Origin of the sequence: Rhizobium halophilum (genome assembly GCF_021648825.1) — a bacterium.
Taxonomy (GTDB): domain Bacteria; phylum Pseudomonadota; class Alphaproteobacteria; order Rhizobiales; family Rhizobiaceae; genus Neorhizobium; species Neorhizobium halophilum.
The window spans coordinates 811100-827914 of record NZ_JAKJHS010000001.1 but is presented as its reverse complement, the minus strand read 5'-3'; the positions used below and the strand labels follow the sequence as shown (position 1 = coordinate 827914).

The following is a 16815-nucleotide window of genomic DNA, read 5'->3' as shown; positions in this document are numbered from 1 at the left end:
GGCCGAAGGCGGCTCGGTGGTGCGAGATTTGGAGGCGCTGTTCTCGGGCAGCGACATGGCGCACGGTTAGAACACGGCGTCTGCGAAATCCACGTCGGTGTTGGCTGGCGATGGGAGCAGGTGCTCGCCAGCAGCTAGGTGCCGCAGAGGCTTAACCACATCACGCCGGCGAAGCAGAAGGGGGTCGCAACCGCGGCCGCGATCCAGACATAGCCTGCTACCTCACGCGTAAAGTCCACGGTTTCGTTGTCGCTCCGTGAAGCCGTGTAGCGACGTCTCAGGAGCAAGAACGGGATGAGGACGGCCAGCAGCGAAAGCAGGAAAGCGATGATCAGGATCACGCGCAGGATCGGGTATCGTTCAAGGGCCACCAGCGGTCTCCCCGCAAAATGGCAGCCGGTGGCTTGAACCGCGTAGAGCAGCAAGAAGAAAAGGCTCCAGAGAACGAACCCGGAAATGATGGTGATTATCGGGTTTCGCATCATCGGGATATCTCGCTGGCAAGTGCCGACAACAGGAACGGAAAACCGGCTGCGGTAATGGCAATCAATGCGCTGTACCCGTGCCACATTGCTCCGATGCGGAGGTCGAGGCTTCTTGCATGGGAAACAAAGCCACTTCGGATGCGCCAGATGCCGTAGCCGGCGAAAACCGCGCCCATCAAACTGTGAAGCGCGGCGTAGCAGAGCACCACAAATACCGTTGCTGCAGCTGCATGCGCGTGGGGATTGGGTACGGAGGTCAGGGCCAACCAGAGCATGATTCCAGCTGTAGCGAGGTGGGTGAGGCTGGCAAGGGACAGCAATCCGGTGGAGGAAGGCAGACTGGCGGCTGCCCGCCAACCGGCGACGGCGGCAACTGTGCTCGTCACGGCCGCAAGCGCCGGCAAAGAAAGCCCGATTTCGTGGGCGTCCTGTGGTGGCCAGTTTGGCGCCGAGATCCACAGGAAGAGACCACCGAACAGCAAGGAGATGTATGCCGTGGCGTCTGCGGTGATGGCAAACACCATTGCCCACCATGAAGGAGGTCGATCTGCCTCAATGTGGGTGGGTAGCTCTTGGCCGTTGCCGATCGGCAACCGGCCGACATCCTTAGACTCGGCCGTGTCCCCGCACCAGAGCAAGAAAAGGGCGATGACGGCGACAAATGCAACCGGCGTTGCCCAGTAAACCTTAAAGAGGAGGGACAAGAAGAAGCAGCCGGTGGCGATCGCGGTCCAGAGAGGCAGGAAGGTCTGGCGTGGCAGGCGTACGACGTGCTCCGGAGCGCCGGACACCATGTCGATCGCAAGGAGCTCCATCCGGCCGCCTCGCGGCCAGGCCAGAAGCCCGTTTCCGGCCGCAAGATGTGGTCCGATGGCGTTGGGATCCAGCATGTCGGCGCGGCGATCTATGGTGGGCAGAGACGCAAAATTATAAGAAGGAGGTGGGGTCGCCATGGCCCATTCGAGCGTTCCGGCGCTCCAAGGATTGCGGTGAAAGGGGCGGCCAAACCGGAATATCAGGATGAAGTCGAGAGCAACCAGAGCGAAGCCCATGGTCATCACGAAGCCGCCGGCGGACGAGATGAAATTGAGGGTCTCCCATCCCGACTCCGGGGGGTATTCGAAAACCCGCCGCGGCATTCCACGCAGTCCTGTCAGATGCATCATAAAGAAGGTGACATTGAAGCCGACAAAGATCATCCAGAAGGCAGCCGAAGATAGGTGCTGTACCGGCTGACGACCGCTGATGTGAGGAAGCCAGTAGTAAGCGGCTGCGAGCATGGGGAAGACGAAGCCACCGACTAGCACATAGTGCAGGTGGGCGACCACGAAGTGGGTGTCGTGAGCCTGCCAGTCGAAGGGCACCATTGCCAGCATCACGCCTGTGAGCCCACCAATGACGAACACGAAGAAAAAGCCGAAAATGTGCAGCATCGGGATCGAAAAGCGGGGTTTCCCGTGGCTGATGGTGGCCAGCCAGGCGAAGATCTGGATTGCTGTTGGAATGGCAACGAGGGCACTTGCCGCGGAGAAGAATGAGAGAGCCACGTGCGGGATGCCGACGGTATACATGTGGTGGACCCAAAGCCCGAAGGAGAGAAACGCCATCGAAACGAGTGCTGCGATGATGATCCGGTAACCGGCCAGAGGCGCGCCTGCAAAGACCGGCAAGATCGTGGATATCGCTCCTGCCGCGGGCAAGAAGATGATATAAACCTCTGGATGCCCGAAGAGCCAGAACAGGTGCTGCCACAACAGAGGATCGCCGCCGCGCGTCGGGTCGAAGAACGGCAGGTCGAAGGCCCGTTCCACCTCAAGCAGGACCGATCCCAGGATGAGCGGTGGAAAGCCGATCAACATCATGGTTGCCACCACGAGCATGTACCATGCGAAGATCGGCATCTTGTCGAGGGACATGCCCGACGCCCGCAGCTTCAGGATCGTTACCATGATTTCGATGGCCGCCGACAGGGCAGAGATCTCGACGAATGTCACACCCAGCAGCCAGACATCCGAATTGATGCCTGGTGAGTAGGTATTCGAGGAGAGGGGCGTGTACATAAACCAGCCGCTGTTCGGTGCCACCCCGGCGACCAAGGCAGCAAGCAGTAAGCTCCCTCCAAAGAGATAGCACCAGAAGCCGTAGGCGGAGAGCCGCGGGAAGGCGAGATCCCGAGTGCCCAGCAGCTTTGGAAGCAGGTAGATCGCCAAGCCTTCGAAAAATGGGATCGCGAACAGGAACATCATGATCGAGCCGTGCATGGTAAATACCTGCGCGTACTCTTCCGCGTCCATGAAGACGCTTTCGGACGAAGCGAGTTGCGTGCGGATCAACATGGCGAGCAGTCCGCCGACTGCGAAGAAGATGAGCGACGTCAACATGAAGCGACGGCCGACCACGTTATGATTGACCGCGGCGAGACGAGTCAGGCCAGGCTTCGTTCCCCATATTTCCTCAAGTGCACGATGCAGCTCAATTGCGGATGTTTCGGGCTTCATGGCGTTTGTTCTCCGGGCCCGAGTGCATTCAAATAGTCTTCGGCTGCATGGGCACGGACCTCGAAGTCCATACCTGCGTGCCCGACGCCGCAGTACTCGGAACACTGGCCGCCGTAACGTCCTGGCCGGTCCGCGCGAAGCCTCAGAAAGTTCGTATGTCCGGGCACTGCGTCTATCTTCCCGGCTAGTCTAGGGACCCAGAAGCTATGGATGACGTCATCGCTTTCCACCGCCACTTCAATTGTGCGACCGGCAGGAATGTGGAGTACGCCAACGGTGGAAGGGTTTCCTTCCACTTCAGGATAGCGGAAGACCCACTGCCAACGCGTTCCCGTTGCCTCGATCCTCACCAGATCAGCGGGAAGCTCAGACCCGCCTCTCAGCAGATACTCCCCTTGCCAGAAGGCGTAGAAGGTCAAGGCAGCGAGAATCGGGATCGGCAGGCCCAGGCCGCCGGCGAGTATCCAGGTGCGGGGCGAGAGCCGTCTGCCAAGTTGCGGCTTATAAACGAGGAGGAGAAACAGTCCGACGACCAGGAGAAACAGCGGGACGGAGGCTGCCAACATGACCCACCAGAGCTTTGCTATAGACTCGGCTGAGGGCCCAGCCGGATCCAGAGCGGAAACATGGCCTGTGCATCCGCCGAGGGCGAATGCACAGGATACTGTGAACGCCCACTGGAACCAGCGCCAACCTTGCTGGATTGATGTCGCAAAGGGAGCCTTGCTATGGAAACGAGCGAAATCCAAGAAAATCCAGTCATTTCGAAAATCGAGGAAAAGGACGTGACGTCGGCCGTCGCCGTTGCTGGTCACCCTTTGCATGCGATGACCGTCCATTTCCCTATTGCGCTCGTTTTCATCACTCTGGCGATCGATGTTCTGTATTGGTGGACCGGCGATCAATTCTGGCTCCGATCCGGGGTTTGGTCCTCGGGCGGTGCGTTCTTGATGGGTGTAGCCGCGGGCCTTGTCGGTACCGTCGAACTCCTGTCGGTGGCTGGTATCCGTGAACGCGTGGCGAGTTGGGCGCATGCGATTGCGGCGATGATGCTCATCGCCATCGCCGGGTTGAACTGGGGCCTGCGCGTTACCGACTCTATCGATATCGTTCCTCATGGATTGTTGGTTTCGACATTGGCGGCTGTCGTAACCGGAATGGCCGGTTGGCATGGGGGCAAACTCATCTTTGATCATGGGATCGGACTAATGGTATCTCCCAAGGACTGATGGACTGGACAAAGCGGCCCAATCCCCCTGGTGCCAAAAGATCTTCCGCAGCGGGTTCACTGAGAACAGGCTTGGCCAGCACCACGGTGAGGATCGCGATGATCACCCCGCTCGTGAGAACCGTAGCCAGTATAAACCGCCAGATCGGGTAAATCTCCCCTTCGCGAAACAGGCGGATAATGACGAGACCTGTTAGGACGTGAAGAACGACTAGCACTGCGACGAAGAGAAGCTTGAGCGAAAACCACCCTGCGAACGTTTGTTGGCCGAAGATCAGAAGAATGCCTGTCGCAACGGCAATGAATGCAGCCGGCGAGATGATGACGACATAGGAAAAGCGGACCATCATCTGGAGGCGGTAGAGTGCATCATCGTCCTGAACATAAGCGCGCTGGACGTACAGGCCAGGCAGGCTGATCAGGCCCCCTGCCCAGATCGCGATCGCTGCGATATGAAAAAACTTCAACGCCAGGATCATTCGGTTACTCGTTTGGTTTTCTCTGGTCAGCCTTGATCATTGGCTGAACGGCTTCGCTAGCTCGGGTGTGATGGCACTTAGGGCGGGAGGCTATCGCTTCTAGTCACGAGGAGGAGATTCAACTCGAGGTCGGTACTTACGATCACAGGCGCCGCTGAAACATTGGGTAATCATCCGTTATCAGATGAGTTGGATCATTCTTCCACCATAGTCGTTCTCTCACATTACAAAGGCGGCTGGCTTCAGCGGTCACCGCATGCTGTTCAGAAGGAGATTGAAGATGAGAACTTTACTCGCGTTGAGCCTGACGGCCTCTGCCCTTACATTCGCCACAGCGCCGGCGGCTTTCTCCGCCGATGCGGTTCGTTATCAGGAAGCGGCGCCCTACCAGGAAGCGGACGCTCGAAACGGCGTAAAGATCGGCTATCTGACCTGCGACATCGGTGGGGGCGTTGGCTACGTTCTCGGATCCGCCAAAGAGGTGAGCTGCGTGTTTACGTCAACGGACGGGGATCGACACGACGCCTATGTTGGCAGCATCCGAAAGATGGGCATCGACGTTGGGTTCACCACCCGCGGTAAGATGGTCTGGGCAGTCTTCGCACCAACAGCCGGTTATCACACAGGCTCGCTCGGTGGCCTTTACCAGGGTGCGACGGCAGAAGCTACCGTGGGTGCCGGCGTCGGCGCCAACGTCCTGATTGGCGGAACTTCCGGATCTATCCATCTGCAGACGGTTAGCGTCCAGGGCCAGTTGGGCCTGAACCTGGCTGCAGCCGGCACTTCCATGACGCTGACCCCCGTCAGCTAATTTAGACTTGCCATCTGTTCTAGAGCGGCCTCTCCGCCCAACGGAGGGGCCGCTTTTGCTTCTTGTGCCCATCAGGCCCTCCTTTGCGTGGCTTGAGTATCCGACCGATCCGGGGTATTCGCCCCCTTCCGACCGGAAACCTCAGAGGTTAGGCGTGACCAGCCACATTCAGACCCCCTACTACCTGATCGATAAATCCAAGTTGCTCCGCAACATGGAAAGGATTGCGCATGTGAGGGAAAACTCGGGCGCCAAGGCTTTGCTGGCACTCAAATGCTTTGCTACGTGGTCGGTGTTTGACTTCATGCGGGAGTACATGGACGGCACCACGTCTTCTTCGCTGAACGAAGTCCGCCTCGGTCACGAACGCTTCGGAAAGGAAACGCATGCCTATTCTGTCGCCTATGCGGACTATGAAATCGACGAGGTGGTGAGCCACGCCGACAAGATCATCTTCAATTCCATTGGGCAGTTGGAGCGCTATTCGGATAATGCATCAGAGATCGTGCGGGGCCTGCGCCTGAACCCACAGGTGTCTTCCTCCAGCTTCGATCTTGCCGATCCTGCGCGGCCATTCTCTCGCCTGGGGGAATGGGATGTCTCGAAGGTTGAGAAGGTAATGGATCGCATCAGCGGTTTCATGATCCACAACAACTGTGAGAACAGCGACTTTTCCCTGTTCGACCGCATGCTCGGCCAGATTGAGGAGAGCTTTTCACCACTGCTGAAGCGTGCCGAGTGGGTAAGTCTTGGAGGAGGCATCCATTTTACAGGCGAGGACTATCCGGTTGACGCGCTCTGCGAACGGTTGAAGCGTTTTGCCGGAGACTATGGGGTGCAGGTCTATCTGGAGCCAGGCGAAGCCTCTATCACCAGATCAACAACACTAGAAACAACGGTTCTCGACACGCTCTACAACGGCAAGCAGCTCGCGGTCGTGGATTCGTCGATCGAAGCGCACATGCTGGATCTGCTGATCTACCGTGAGAGCGCGAAGGTTTCTCCCAATCAGGGGCCACATCGTTACATGGTTTGCGGCAAGTCCTGTCTCGCCGGCGATATCTTCGGCGAGTTTGACTTCGCAGAGGAGCTCAAGATCGGCGACCGCGTCTCGTTCCAGGACGCCGCCGGTTATACGATGGTCAAGAAGAACTGGTTTAACGGCGTGAAAATGCCCGCAATCGCCATCCGCGAGCTGGACGGCAGCATCAGGACGGTCCGTGAGTTCGACTATGCGGACTACGAAGAAAGCCTCTCCTGAGGCTTCTGACGATTGGACACGAAGGAGTTGGTCCCCATTATGAAAAAGAACGTCCTCATCATCGGCGCCGGCGGCGTCGCTCAGGTGGTGGCGCATAAGTGCGCTCAGAATAACGATGTGCTGGGCGATATCCATATCGCGTCGCGCACCAAGGCCAAGTGTGACGCGATCATCGCCTCAGTTCACGAGAAGAAGGCGATGAAACAGCCGGGCGTGATCGAGGCTCACCCTCTCGACGCCCTCGACATCGAAGCCACCAAGGCGCTCATCAACAAGCTCGGCACCGAGATTGTCATCAATGTCGGCACTGCCTTCCTCAACATGTCGGTCCTGCGCGCCTGCATGGACACCGGCGTCGCCTACATCGACACCGCCATCCACGAGGAGCCGAACAAGATCTGCGAAACGCCGCCATGGTATGGAAACTACGAGTGGAAGCGTGCGGCTGAATGCGAAGAGAAGGGCATCACCGCCATTCTCGGCGCAGGTTTCGACCCGGGCGTCGTCAATGCCTATGCCCGTCTTGCTAAGGACGAGTATCTCGACAAGGTCACCGATGTCGATATCGTCGACATCAATGCCGGCAGCCACGGCAAATATTTTGCCACAAACTTCGACCCGGAAATCAACTTCCGGGAATTCACCGGCGTCGTCTATTCGTGGCAGAACGGCCAGTGGCAGACCAACAAGATGTTCGAGGTCGGCAAGGACTACGACCTGCCGGTCGTCGGCACGCGCCGCGCCTATCTCTGCGGCCATGACGAGGTGCATTCGCTGGCCAAGAACATGGATGGCGCCGACGTCCGCTTCTGGATGGGGTTTGGCGACCATTACATCAACGTCTTCACCGTCCTGAAGAACATCGGCCTGCTCTCGGAGCAGCCGGTGAAGCTCGCCGACGGATCGGAGGTCGTGCCGCTCAAGGTCGTCAAGGCTTGCCTGCCGGATCCTGCGTCGCTCGCGCCCGAATATGAAGGCAAGACCTGCATCGGCGACTTTGTGAAGGGTATCAAGGACGGCAAGGAACGGACGGTATTCATCTACAACGTCGCCGATCACAAGGAAGCCTTCAACGAGGTCGGCAGCCAGGGCATCTCCTATACGGCGGGTGTTCCCCCGGTCGCTGCCGCCATGCTGGTCGCTTCCGGCGAGTGGGACGTGAAGAAGATGGCAAACGTTGAGGAACTGCCGCCCAAGCCGTTCCTGAACATTCTCAACCGCATCGGCCTGCCAACCTGGATCCGGGACGAACAGGGCGAGCGGCCGCTGACTTTCTCCTGAGGATCGGGCTAAGAGGTAGCGAGGCGCCGCGGCATTTTCTGCGGCGCCTTAACTGTGTTTGCCCCCCAGCCACTCGTTGAGGTCCGCTTCCGCACGTTCCAATGCGCTATAGTTGATCAGCTTGCGCATCAACGCGACCGCGACCGCACGGCTGCGAAGGTTGTATCGGCCTTCGCCGTCGTCTTCGCCAATCCTCTGATAGACATCCAGCTTTTCATATAGCTGCTGCAGCCGATTTTGCACGCTTCTCAGAGAGAGGTTGTGGCGGCGCGCGATCATTCGGTCGGTCAATCCCAGCGCGATATCGATCAGGATCTCATACTCGACTTCGGTGAAGCCGTTGACGTGCCCCAGGCTCTTCTGCTGCACACCGCGCACCTCGCGGTCGATAACGCATTGCGATTCCATGAAGATGCTGCGAAGGGCAAGCTTCAGCCGATCGTCGGATGCAGACTTCAGGACATAACCATAGGCAGCACCTTCGGGTACGATTCGGGAAACGCCCCGGACATAAGCCTCGTCCGCATAGTTGGACCAGAAGAGAATGCGGGTGTCAGGCCTTTCCTTCCAGATCGTGCGGGCGGCCTCGATGCCATTTCGCTCCGACATCTGGAGGTCCATGACAATGTGCGCCGAGTGGTGCTGACGCGCCAAGCCTTCGCCGACCTTGCCGTTTTCAGCCTCCAGCACCAGGTCGCATTCCGGCAGAGCCGCCCGCACTGCGTCGTGCAAATAGGAGCGATGGAGGGGATCGTCTTCAACAATTAGGACTTCCATTCTGCCTTTCCCGTTTATACGGTCTTCAAGGTGTGCCGCGGGAGCGAGAGCTTGACGCATGTGCCGCTTTTTGACCCGATGCTGCCAATCTCGAACCGGCCGCCGATCAGGCGGGCTCGTGTGCGCATGTTGTCGATGCCATGGCCGACCTGCTCGCAGGGCTCCCCGAGACCCAACCCATCATCGGTCACCGCCACCGAGAGACCCGTGCTGCAGTTTTGCAGAACAACCAGGATCTCGGACGGCTGGCCGTGCCGAACGGCATTGTTGATCGCTTCTTGGACGATGCGGAAAAGCGCGGTGGCAACGGTCTCATCGATCCCATCGAGTTGATCCTGGCTTTCATCGATCACCCGGAAAGTGATCGCCGATCCGCTTTCCCGAACTGAGCGATCAAGGTGGTTCTCGATGGCCTGCGCTACGCCAAAAAGTTGTAATACGGAAGGCTTTGCCTCTTCGATAATCTGGCGAAGGTCATGCATCGAATGCTGCAGGCTGCGGAAGAGCGGCTCCAGGCTTTCTCCGGGTACATCCGGGAGATGAGTCAGGCGCTCCATTCGTCGCGCCAGCCGCGTCAGGTCAGCGAGCGTCTGGTCGTGGAGATCCATTCCGATCCGCTGGCGCTCAGCTTCCAGCGCCTCCGTAAGCTTGAGTGCACCCAGGCGAAGGCCCTCCTCGCGTGCGCGTGCTTCCGTCTCGACGACAGCGGAACGCTTGGCTTGCTCCGCTGCGCGAAGGGCAAAGAAATAGGGTGCCAGGAGATCTGCGATTGAGCGCGCGTTCTCGACATCTTCCACTGTGTAGTGGTCGGGCTGATGGCTCGAGCAGCTGAGGGCGCCGATGATGTCACCCTGAACGCGCAATGGGACGTGCAGTCGGCTACGGAGCGCAAGAGCAATAATCGGGCTCGAGAACGCTCCTTCGAAGTGAAAACGCGGGTCGCTGCAGGCGTTCCCAGAGAGGAGGTAGTCGACTTCTCCGGACAAAAGGCTGCGGATCGGGCTTCCGGTCAGCAGGGCGGGCGGCTGCTGGCTCCAGGCCGTCTCCAGGCCGCTCTCGTATGCAATATGGTACTTGCCATCGAGCATCTTGATGCAGACATCGAGATGATCGTGTGGGATTATGTGTCCGATCTCCACTGCGACGGCCTGAATAATGGCATTAAAATCCAGCTGGCCTGCCAGCAGCCGGGAAATGCCGAGATAGTGGTCGAAAAGCGCGCTTCGCGTGCCGTTTAGCATTTAGCGACACCCTCCCAGCTGTCGGCTTCGGCGCCTTGGCACCCAAGACAATAAGCGCCTCGTTGTTGCATCTGTCTTGCGGGATCCCGCAGATTTTGCGCGATCCTTCGCATGCGAGGTGCTTTGATTTGCCTTTGCAAGATAAAGCTTCTCCGTCATTCTTCCCATACTGACGCCGTGGCGCCAGTTCAAATGCGAATCCGATGGCGCGTTGAGGAGCGGGTCACGGTGCTAAGCCTGATGAGCTATGAGGGAGGAAAACATGACCATCAAGAAGATGCTTCTGGCATCCATTGCCATTGCGTCCGTCGCAACGCCGTTCGCAGTGTCGGCTGAGACGGCCGACAAAAGGATCGCGCTGTCCAACAACTATGCTGGCAACTCCTGGCGCCAGGCCATGCTGACAAGCTGGGACAAAATCACTAAGGAGGCCGTTTCCCAAGGCACCGTCGCTGCAGCCGATGCCTTCACCACTGCCGAAAATCAAGCAACCGAACAGGCGGCCCAGATCCAGAACCTGATCCTGCAGGGCTATGATGCAATCGTCATCAATGCTGCCTCTCCGACAGCACTCAACGGTGCGGTCAAGGAAGCCTGCGATGCCGGCATCGTTGTTGTGTCGTTTGATGGCATTGTTACAGAACCGTGCGCCTGGCGGATAGCTGTGGACTTCAAGGCGATGGGGGAAAGCCAGATCGAGTATCTCGCCGAGAAAATGCCTGACGGCGGCAGTCTGCTTGAGATACGCGGTCTTGCCGGCGTTTCGGTGGACGATGAGATCCACGCGGGTATTCAGGCCGGCGTCGAAAAGAACCCGCAGTTCAAGATCGTCGGCGCGGTAAATGGCGACTGGGCGCAGGACGTGGCGCAACGTGCTGTCGCTGGCATCCTGCCAAGCCTTCCCGAGATCGCAGCCGTCGTGACCCAGGGTGGTGACGGCTATGGTGCAGCGCAAGCGTTCGCCGCTGCCGATCGGCCGATGCCAACCATCGTCATGGGCAACCGCGAGGACGAGCTCCGCTGGTGGAAGGAGCAAAAGGATGCCAACGGCTATGAGACGATGTCCGTGTCGATTGCGCCCGGCGTTTCCACTCTGGCTTTCTGGGTCGCGCAGCAAATCCTCGATGGCAAGGACGTCGAGAAGGAGCTCGTCGTGCCGTTCCTTCGCATCGATCAGGACAATCTAGAAGCCAATCTGGAGAATACCGAAAAGGGTGGCGTCGCCAACGTGGAATATTCCCTTGAGGACGCCCAGAAGGTGATCGGCGGAGCCAACTGAGCAAGCGATGTCGCTTGACCTCCCATTCGGATGCGGATCAGTGGCCGCATCCGGACGGGCATGATCTTAATGCCAATTGAACAGCGTCATCATGAATGAGTCAGTTCCCAAACCGGAAGTCGCGGCTGCGCGTGGCGTCAAGGTCGCATTCGGTGCGGTCAAGGCTCTGGATGGCGCAGACCTCATCATTCGACAGAGTGAATGCGTCGGTCTGGTCGGCCACAACGGCGCCGGAAAGTCGACCATCGTTAATGTCATCAACGGCGGCTTGAGCCCGCACGAAGGCACGATCAGCTATGGTGGAGTGGAGGCGCAGGGCATTTCGACCGCCCGTGCCCACGGCATTCGTTGCGTCTTCCAAGAGCTGTCACTCTGCCCGAACCTGACGGTGGCGGAAAATGCTCGTGTCATGCACAGCGACCTCAAAGGGAGTGGCTGGCGTCGCCGGGGGCTTGAGCTGGTGACGCAGAAGCTGGACGATATCTTCCCTGGTCACGCGATTGACTGCGAGAGCGTGGTGGAGGATCTGTCCATCGCCGAAAGGCAGATGGTCGAAATCGCAATCAGCTTCGCTGCTGTAGCGGAAGCGCCCAAGCTCGTTATCCTCGATGAACCCACTTCCTCGCTCGATGCCGGCCTTGCCGCACAACTCATGGCCTATGTGCGCCGTTTCGTCGGCTCGGGAGGATCAGTGCTGCTGATTTCCCACATCCTGGGTGAAATCTTATCAACGTCAGACCGTATCGTGGTGATGAAGGACGGCAAGGTGGTCGCGGACAGACCTGCCTCGGAGTTTGACACGCGCCGGCTGGTGGAAGCCATGGGAAGCGTCGTGCGGCACCAAGGTTGGGAGCGGGCCGCAAAAGCCCACAGCGGACAGCCGGTGCTTTCGGTGCAACTCCATCCGCGCAGCAGCCATCGTCTTCAGGCGTTTGGTGGGGAGATCGTTGGTCTGGCGGGGCTGGGGGGGCATGGACAGACGGAAGCTCTCCTGGAAATTTACCTCTCCGCCAATGGCAACTGGTGGCCGACCAAGGAGCCGAAGATGGCCTTCGTTGCGGGCGACCGTGCGCTAAACGGTGCGTTTCCGCTATGGAGTATCCTGAAGAATCTCAGCATTTCCTCTCTTAAGGGTCTCTCAAAGAGAAAGCTGATTGATCCCGTGCGGGAGCAGGAGGTCAGCGAGCGCTGGAAAAAGCGGATCGAGATCCGAACCCCCGACATGCATAACCCGATCCTTTCGCTCTCCGGCGGCAACCAGCAGAAGGTGTTGTTCGCAAGGGCTCTCGCAACCACCTCGAAGATCGTCTTGATGGACGACCCGATGCGTGGGGTTGATATCGGTACAAAGCAGGAAGTCTACGAAATCCTTCGTTCCGAAGCGTCTGCCGGGCGAACCTTTATCTGGTATTCCACCGAAATGGACGAGATCCGTCTTTGCGACCGTGTCTACGTCTTCCGCGACGGTGCGATCGCAGACGAACTGGTCGGCGCGGACATTACGGAGGCAAATGTCCTGGCTGCATCTTTCGCCGGAGGAGCGGCCGCATGAAGCTTTCTTCCGGTGCCATCAGGCTCGTCATTCCGGCCGTGTCGCTTGCCGTCCTGCTCGCAGCAGTCTTCTACATGCAGCCGCGGGCAATGAGCTATACGGGCTTGAACCTGTTGTTCAATCTTGCGGTGCCCATTGCGCTCGCGACGATCGCCCAGATGCTGATCATGTCGGTCAACGACCTCGACCTCTCCATGGGGACCTTCGTCAGCTTCACGGCCTGTGTCACGGCAACATTCCTACAGACCTCACCTGCAATCGGTATCCTCATCCTGGCAGGGGCAATCGCGGCATACGCAGCACTCGGCGTCATCATTCATATCCGGCAGCTGCCCTCGATCGTCGTTACGCTCGGCATGAGCTTTGTCTGGGGCGGTCTGGCAGTGCTCCTGCTGCCTTCCCCAGGCGGTGCCGCTCCGGGATGGGTCCGGTGGATCATGACCGCAAAGCCGCCGGTTGTCCCGATGGCAATCGTTGCGAGCGTGATCATCGCCGCGATCACACACTTCCTGGTCATGCGCTCGTCCCTCGGTGTCCTGATCCGCGGCGTGGGCGGCAATCAGCGTTCGGTTGAACGAGCCGGCTGGTCGGTCGTCGGGCTGCGTGCGGCGGCCTATGCCATGGCCGGCTTTTTCGCAGTGCTTGCCGGGATCGCGCTTGTCGGGCTGACGACGTCGGCGGATGCCAATATCGCGTTGCGTTACACGCTGCTGTCGATTGCCGGAGTTATCCTCGGCGGAGGCGAGTTCGTCGGCGGACGCGTCTCGCCGATCGGTGCCGTGATCGGCGCGCTGACGCTGACTTTGGCCGGCTCCTTTCTATCGTTCATGCGCATCTCACCAGACTGGCAGATCGGCGCCCAGGGCGCGATCCTCATCGTCGTGCTCGCGCTGCGCCTCTTCCTCAATCGTCTCGAGAAGCGGGAGAAGAACCCATGAACGGCATGCGCACGCTTGGCGCGAAGCCCTGGATCTGGTCGTTTGCTGCTGCGGTGATCGTCTGGGTGACGACTGTTTGGTTCACCGGAGGCTCAAGTGCGGTCGGCCTTTCACAGGCAACCCTAACGTTTGCAGCCTTTTCCATCATTGTCGGCGTCGGCCAGATGTTCGTTATCACCCTTGGTCCGGGAAACATCGATCTCTCGGTCCCTGCTACCATGACGCTGTCCGGCACGGTTGCACTGAAGGTGATGGACGTGCAGGACAGCATGATCCTCGTCGGCCTCCTGCTTGCAATCTTCGTCGGGATAGCGATCGGCATGGGCAACTATGCGCTGATCAAGCTTCTGCGTATCCCGCCGATCATTGCGACGCTGTCAATGAGCTTCATCGTGCAGTCCTTTGCGATCTGGACCAATCGCGGTCTGCGCATCAAGCCGCCGGAGATGCTGTCCAGCTTCGCCACCTCCTATACCTTCGGTATCCCCAACGTCGCGCTGATCGCGTTGCTCATTTCGGTCCTGGCCTGGGTTCTTCTGGAAAAGTCGGTCTACGGACGCCGGATTTCAGCGATCGGCCAAAGCAGCTTCGCTGCCCGGATGGCGGGCATCCCGATCGACGGTACCCGCTTCGTTACCTACGTCCTCTGCTCCGTCCTAGCGGCTCTTTGCGGCTACCTTCTCGCCAGCTTTTCCGGCGGGGCGGCGCTCAACATGGGCGCCGAATACCTGCTCATGTCGATCGCTGTCGTGGTGATCGGCGGTACGGCGGTTGCCGGCGGGAACTCGAACGTGCCGGGGATATGGGGCGCTTCGCTTTTCATGTTTCTCGTCGTGTCGATGCTCAACACCTACGGGTTCGGCGCAGGTGTCAGACTAATCCTGACGGGGCTCATCATCATCGCCGTCATCCTGGCGGCCGGAGGCAGGAAAGCGCTCCGATGATGCACGAAACCGCCCACCACTACTCAAACGACCAGGCCTCGCACATGTCGCAGTCAGATTCGATCTACGAAATCCACGATGAGCGCTTCCGTCACCTCATCGTCGCCAGCGCCGGCCTCGACGAACTCTACTCGGGGTGCCGATGGGCGGAGGGGCCGGTCTGGTTTGCGGATACACAGTGCCTGATCTTCAGCGACATCCCAAACCAGTTGATGCTGCGCTGGGTGGAGGGCGGCGGCGTTTCAGTGTTTCGCTCACCGTCCAACTTCACCAACGGCAACAGCCGCGACCGCCAAGGCCGACTGGTATCCTGCGAGCATGGCGGGCGGCGCGTTGTGCGCACGGAACTAGATGGCTCCATTATCGTGCTGGCGGACAGCTACCAGGGCAAACGTCTCAATTCACCGAACGATGTGGTCGTCCGCTCTGACGAGAGCGTGTGGTTTACCGATCCGACGTACGGGATTCTATCAGATTACGAGGGGTACAGATCCGAGCCGGAGCAGCCGACCCGCAACGTCTATCGCCTTGATCCGCAGTCGGGCCGCTTGGAAGCCGTTGTTACCGACTTCCGACAACCTAACGGGCTTGCCTTCTCTCCCGACGAGAGGCGGCTCTATGTGGCCGATTCTGCGTCCAGTCATGATGTGGATGCCCCGCGGCATATTCGCGTCTTTGACGTGGTAGACGGTCGCAGACTCATCAACGGCCGCGTCTTTTGCGAGATCGATAATGGCTTGCCCGACGGGTTTCGAGTGGACCGAACAGGAAATGTCTGGACAAGCGCTGGCGACGGAGTGCACTGCTTTTCGCCAGAAGGGCAACTGCTCGGAAAGATAAGGGTGCCGCAGGTGGTGGCGAATGTGGCCTTTGGCGGGACACGTCGCAATCGGCTTTTCATCACCGCGACAAAGAGCCTCTACGCAGTTTACCTGGCGGTGGAAGGCATCTAAGCCGCAGCTTCATCCAGCATCCTTGCCTCAACGCACGCCTTGATGAAAGCTTCGCGCGCTGCGTCCGGCGACACGAGGTCCAGCAGTGCATCCGCGCAAGCCAGTTGGGCGGCGTGGCAGTCGTTTCCGTCTACGGCAGGCCAGCGAAACTTGAGATAGCCGAGGGCTTCTCGCGGCCCTCTGACGAGCTCGGGAAAGCCATAGCCAAGTCTCACCCGCACGGGAGAAATCCAGCGGACGTCGCTGGTACGCATCATCATGTTCATTGCAGTACCCTACATTCGGGCTGCTAAACGTAGTTGGGGCATAAGAGTTGCGGCGAGGGCCAAAAATTGTTGGGCGCGTCGGCATCCGCACCAGCGGGAGGTCTCTGCCGACGCGCCCGAACCTCAGAGGCTCACCTTTTCATTATCCCCCATGTCGGGTTTCGAATTGGAGACGGCGGCAGCAGCCATCTTGATGTAGCTCACGACCGTTCCCGGGCTGTCCCAGTATTCCGCGAAGCCGGGGTCCACCTTGAGGATGCGGATCGAGGGGTCGTCAGGGCTGTCCCACCAGGCTTTCGCTGGCGTGGACCAAATCTCCCGGACAAGCTCACGATCGTTTGAGACCTGCGCGGTCCCAGAAACCGACACGTATTTCTGAGCCTTGGGGTCCGCAAACGCAAGGCAGACATTCGGCCGACGTGAGATCTCCTCGTCCTTGTGGCTAGCCACATCGGTCAGGAAGTAAATGGCGTGGTCGTCTTTCTTCGTGTATGCCGACATTGGCCGCGAACGGATGTCGCTCCCGCTCTGCGTGGCAAGCATGCAGAAGCCAATTCGGTCAATAAGCTCCCAAACTTTTGCGGTATCATCGTGATGGGACATTCTGATCTCCTCTGTTGAGACCAAGAAAACCCGATGCTCGGCAGTGAGTTCCGCTTTTGCCCGGCACGGCCTCTTTGGAAGATTGAAATGGTTGCGCCGGACCCGTTGGTACGAGGAGCGCGGGCCCGCTCCAAATTCCCGCGAGGTGTGGTTTCCACGGAATCCCGTTGCGAGACCACGTGTACCCGCCTACACGATAAACGAAGGCAGACGGCAATT

General features: G+C 59.1%; 17 protein-coding genes. 9 read left to right on the top strand and 8 right to left on the bottom strand.

Annotation, left to right across the window (positions count from 1 at the left end; translation table 11 throughout):
* Positions 1-134 precede the first annotated feature (134 nt).
* The 3 genes from LXM96_RS04185 to coxB are packed head-to-tail and all read right to left on the bottom strand — an operon-like array spanning position 135 to position 3600.
* Positions 135-485, bottom strand: coding sequence for a hypothetical protein (locus tag LXM96_RS04185; protein WP_239997082.1), 351 nt, complete (start codon positions 483-485; stop codon positions 135-137).
* Positions 482-2983: a cytochrome c oxidase subunit I gene (gene ctaD / locus LXM96_RS04180; RefSeq protein ID WP_239997081.1), complete on the bottom strand. Its 2502-nt coding sequence runs from the start codon at positions 2981-2983 to the stop codon at positions 482-484. Before ctaD ends, LXM96_RS04185 begins: the two co-directional genes overlap by 4 nt.
* Entirely contained in the window at positions 2980-3600 is a 621-nt protein-coding gene (gene coxB, locus LXM96_RS04175) for a cytochrome c oxidase subunit II (protein ID WP_262913509.1), read from the bottom strand. The genes ctaD and coxB overlap by 4 nt, the downstream gene beginning before the upstream one ends.
* Positions 3601-3711: 111 nt before the next feature.
* Here coxB and LXM96_RS04170 point away from each other — a divergent pair, with 111 nt between their 5' ends.
* Positions 3712-4212: a DUF2231 domain-containing protein gene (locus LXM96_RS04170; protein WP_239997079.1), complete on the top strand. Its 501-nt coding sequence runs from the start codon at positions 3712-3714 to the stop codon at positions 4210-4212.
* Here the strand turns inward: LXM96_RS04170 and LXM96_RS04165 are convergent.
* Complete coding sequence (locus LXM96_RS04165; protein WP_239997078.1) at positions 4166-4690, bottom strand: CopD family protein; 525 nt, start codon at positions 4688-4690, stop codon at positions 4166-4168. The genes LXM96_RS04170 and LXM96_RS04165 overlap by 47 nt on opposite strands.
* 280 nt (positions 4691-4970) lie before the next feature.
* Between LXM96_RS04165 and LXM96_RS04160 the strand changes: the two genes are divergently transcribed.
* The 3 genes from LXM96_RS04160 to LXM96_RS04150 all read left to right on the top strand — a co-directional run bounded on the left by LXM96_RS04160 (position 4971) and on the right by LXM96_RS04150 (position 8043).
* A complete protein-coding gene (locus tag LXM96_RS04160) occupies positions 4971-5501 on the top strand; it encodes a DUF992 domain-containing protein (protein ID WP_239997077.1) in 531 nt (176 codons plus the stop codon).
* Between the two features lie 166 nt (positions 5502-5667).
* On the top strand, positions 5668-6762 hold the full coding sequence (gene nspC / locus LXM96_RS04155) for a carboxynorspermidine decarboxylase (protein WP_317208192.1): 1095 nt from the start codon (positions 5668-5670) through the stop codon (positions 6760-6762).
* Positions 6763-6801: 39 nt separating this feature from the next.
* Positions 6802-8043, top strand: a complete 1242-nt coding sequence (locus LXM96_RS04150) for a saccharopine dehydrogenase family protein (RefSeq protein ID WP_239997076.1) — start codon at positions 6802-6804, stop codon at positions 8041-8043.
* 48 nt (positions 8044-8091) lie between these two features.
* On the opposite strand, the gene LXM96_RS04145 is transcribed toward LXM96_RS04150, so the two are convergent.
* The gene (locus LXM96_RS04145) at positions 8092-8820 is read right to left on the bottom strand and encodes a response regulator transcription factor (protein ID WP_239997075.1); all 729 of its coding nucleotides are present in this window, start codon (positions 8818-8820) and stop codon (positions 8092-8094) included.
* Positions 8821-8834: 14 nt separating this feature from the next.
* The gene (locus LXM96_RS04140) at positions 8835-10061 is read right to left on the bottom strand and encodes a GAF domain-containing sensor histidine kinase (protein ID WP_239997074.1); all 1227 of its coding nucleotides are present in this window, start codon (positions 10059-10061) and stop codon (positions 8835-8837) included.
* 262 nt (positions 10062-10323) lie between these two features.
* Here LXM96_RS04140 and LXM96_RS04135 point away from each other — a divergent pair, with 262 nt between their 5' ends.
* The 5 genes from LXM96_RS04135 (at position 10324) to LXM96_RS04115 (ending at position 15727) form a co-directional block, all read left to right on the top strand.
* Positions 10324-11340: an ABC transporter substrate-binding protein gene (locus LXM96_RS04135; RefSeq protein ID WP_239997073.1), complete on the top strand. Its 1017-nt coding sequence runs from the start codon at positions 10324-10326 to the stop codon at positions 11338-11340.
* A 91-nt stretch (positions 11341-11431) separates the two neighbouring features.
* The gene (locus LXM96_RS04130; RefSeq protein WP_239997072.1) at positions 11432-12892 is read left to right on the top strand and encodes a sugar ABC transporter ATP-binding protein; all 1461 of its coding nucleotides are present in this window, start codon (positions 11432-11434) and stop codon (positions 12890-12892) included.
* Positions 12889-13830, top strand: a complete 942-nt coding sequence (locus tag LXM96_RS04125) for an ABC transporter permease (RefSeq protein ID WP_239997071.1) — start codon at positions 12889-12891, stop codon at positions 13828-13830. The genes LXM96_RS04130 and LXM96_RS04125 overlap by 4 nt, the downstream gene beginning before the upstream one ends.
* Positions 13827-14774, top strand: a complete 948-nt coding sequence (locus LXM96_RS04120) for an ABC transporter permease (protein ID WP_239997070.1) — start codon at positions 13827-13829, stop codon at positions 14772-14774. Before LXM96_RS04125 ends, LXM96_RS04120 begins: the two co-directional genes overlap by 4 nt.
* A gap of 44 nt (positions 14775-14818) precedes the next feature.
* A complete protein-coding gene (locus tag LXM96_RS04115) occupies positions 14819-15727 on the top strand; it encodes an SMP-30/gluconolactonase/LRE family protein (protein ID WP_239997206.1) in 909 nt (302 codons plus the stop codon).
* On the opposite strand, the gene LXM96_RS04110 is transcribed toward LXM96_RS04115, so the two are convergent.
* Both LXM96_RS04110 and LXM96_RS04105 read right to left on the bottom strand, forming a co-directional pair.
* The gene (locus tag LXM96_RS04110) at positions 15724-15993 is read right to left on the bottom strand and encodes a DUF982 domain-containing protein (protein WP_239997069.1); all 270 of its coding nucleotides are present in this window, start codon (positions 15991-15993) and stop codon (positions 15724-15726) included. The two genes, LXM96_RS04115 and LXM96_RS04110, sit on opposite strands and share 4 nt — an antisense overlap.
* A 123-nt stretch (positions 15994-16116) precedes the next feature.
* A complete protein-coding gene (locus LXM96_RS04105) occupies positions 16117-16596 on the bottom strand; it encodes a pyridoxamine 5'-phosphate oxidase family protein (RefSeq protein WP_239997068.1) in 480 nt (159 codons plus the stop codon).
* Positions 16597-16815 lie beyond the last annotated feature (219 nt).

What these genes read in the sequence shown, in the direction of transcription:
- LXM96_RS04105 (WP_239997068.1), bottom strand. Translation starts at nt 16,596, where the DNA reads ATGTCCCATCACGATGATACCGCAAAAGTTTGGGAGCTTATTGACCGA.
- LXM96_RS04160 (WP_239997077.1), top strand. Translation starts at nt 4,971, where the DNA reads ATGAGAACTTTACTCGCGTTGAGCCTGACGGCCTCTGCCCTTACATTC.
- LXM96_RS04120 (WP_239997070.1), top strand. Translation starts at nt 13,827, where the DNA reads ATGAACGGCATGCGCACGCTTGGCGCGAAGCCCTGGATCTGGTCGTTT.
- LXM96_RS04145 (WP_239997075.1), bottom strand. Translation starts at nt 8,820, where the DNA reads ATGGAAGTCCTAATTGTTGAAGACGATCCCCTCCATCGCTCCTATTTG.
- LXM96_RS04185 (WP_239997082.1), bottom strand. Translation starts at nt 485, where the DNA reads ATGATGCGAAACCCGATAATCACCATCATTTCCGGGTTCGTTCTCTGG.
- LXM96_RS04115 (WP_239997206.1), top strand. Translation starts at nt 14,819, where the DNA reads ATGTCGCAGTCAGATTCGATCTACGAAATCCACGATGAGCGCTTCCGT.
- LXM96_RS04135 (WP_239997073.1), top strand. Translation starts at nt 10,324, where the DNA reads ATGACCATCAAGAAGATGCTTCTGGCATCCATTGCCATTGCGTCCGTC.
- LXM96_RS04125 (WP_239997071.1), top strand. Translation starts at nt 12,889, where the DNA reads ATGAAGCTTTCTTCCGGTGCCATCAGGCTCGTCATTCCGGCCGTGTCG.
- LXM96_RS04140 (WP_239997074.1), bottom strand. Translation starts at nt 10,061, where the DNA reads ATGCTAAACGGCACGCGAAGCGCGCTTTTCGACCACTATCTCGGCATT.
- LXM96_RS04165 (WP_239997078.1), bottom strand. Translation starts at nt 4,690, where the DNA reads ATGATCCTGGCGTTGAAGTTTTTTCATATCGCAGCGATCGCGATCTGG.
- LXM96_RS04170 (WP_239997079.1), top strand. Translation starts at nt 3,712, where the DNA reads ATGGAAACGAGCGAAATCCAAGAAAATCCAGTCATTTCGAAAATCGAG.
- LXM96_RS04110 (WP_239997069.1), bottom strand. Translation starts at nt 15,993, where the DNA reads ATGAACATGATGATGCGTACCAGCGACGTCCGCTGGATTTCTCCCGTG.
- ctaD (WP_239997081.1), bottom strand. Translation starts at nt 2,983, where the DNA reads ATGAAGCCCGAAACATCCGCAATTGAGCTGCATCGTGCACTTGAGGAA.
- LXM96_RS04130 (WP_239997072.1), top strand. Translation starts at nt 11,432, where the DNA reads ATGAATGAGTCAGTTCCCAAACCGGAAGTCGCGGCTGCGCGTGGCGTC.
- LXM96_RS04150 (WP_239997076.1), top strand. Translation starts at nt 6,802, where the DNA reads ATGAAAAAGAACGTCCTCATCATCGGCGCCGGCGGCGTCGCTCAGGTG.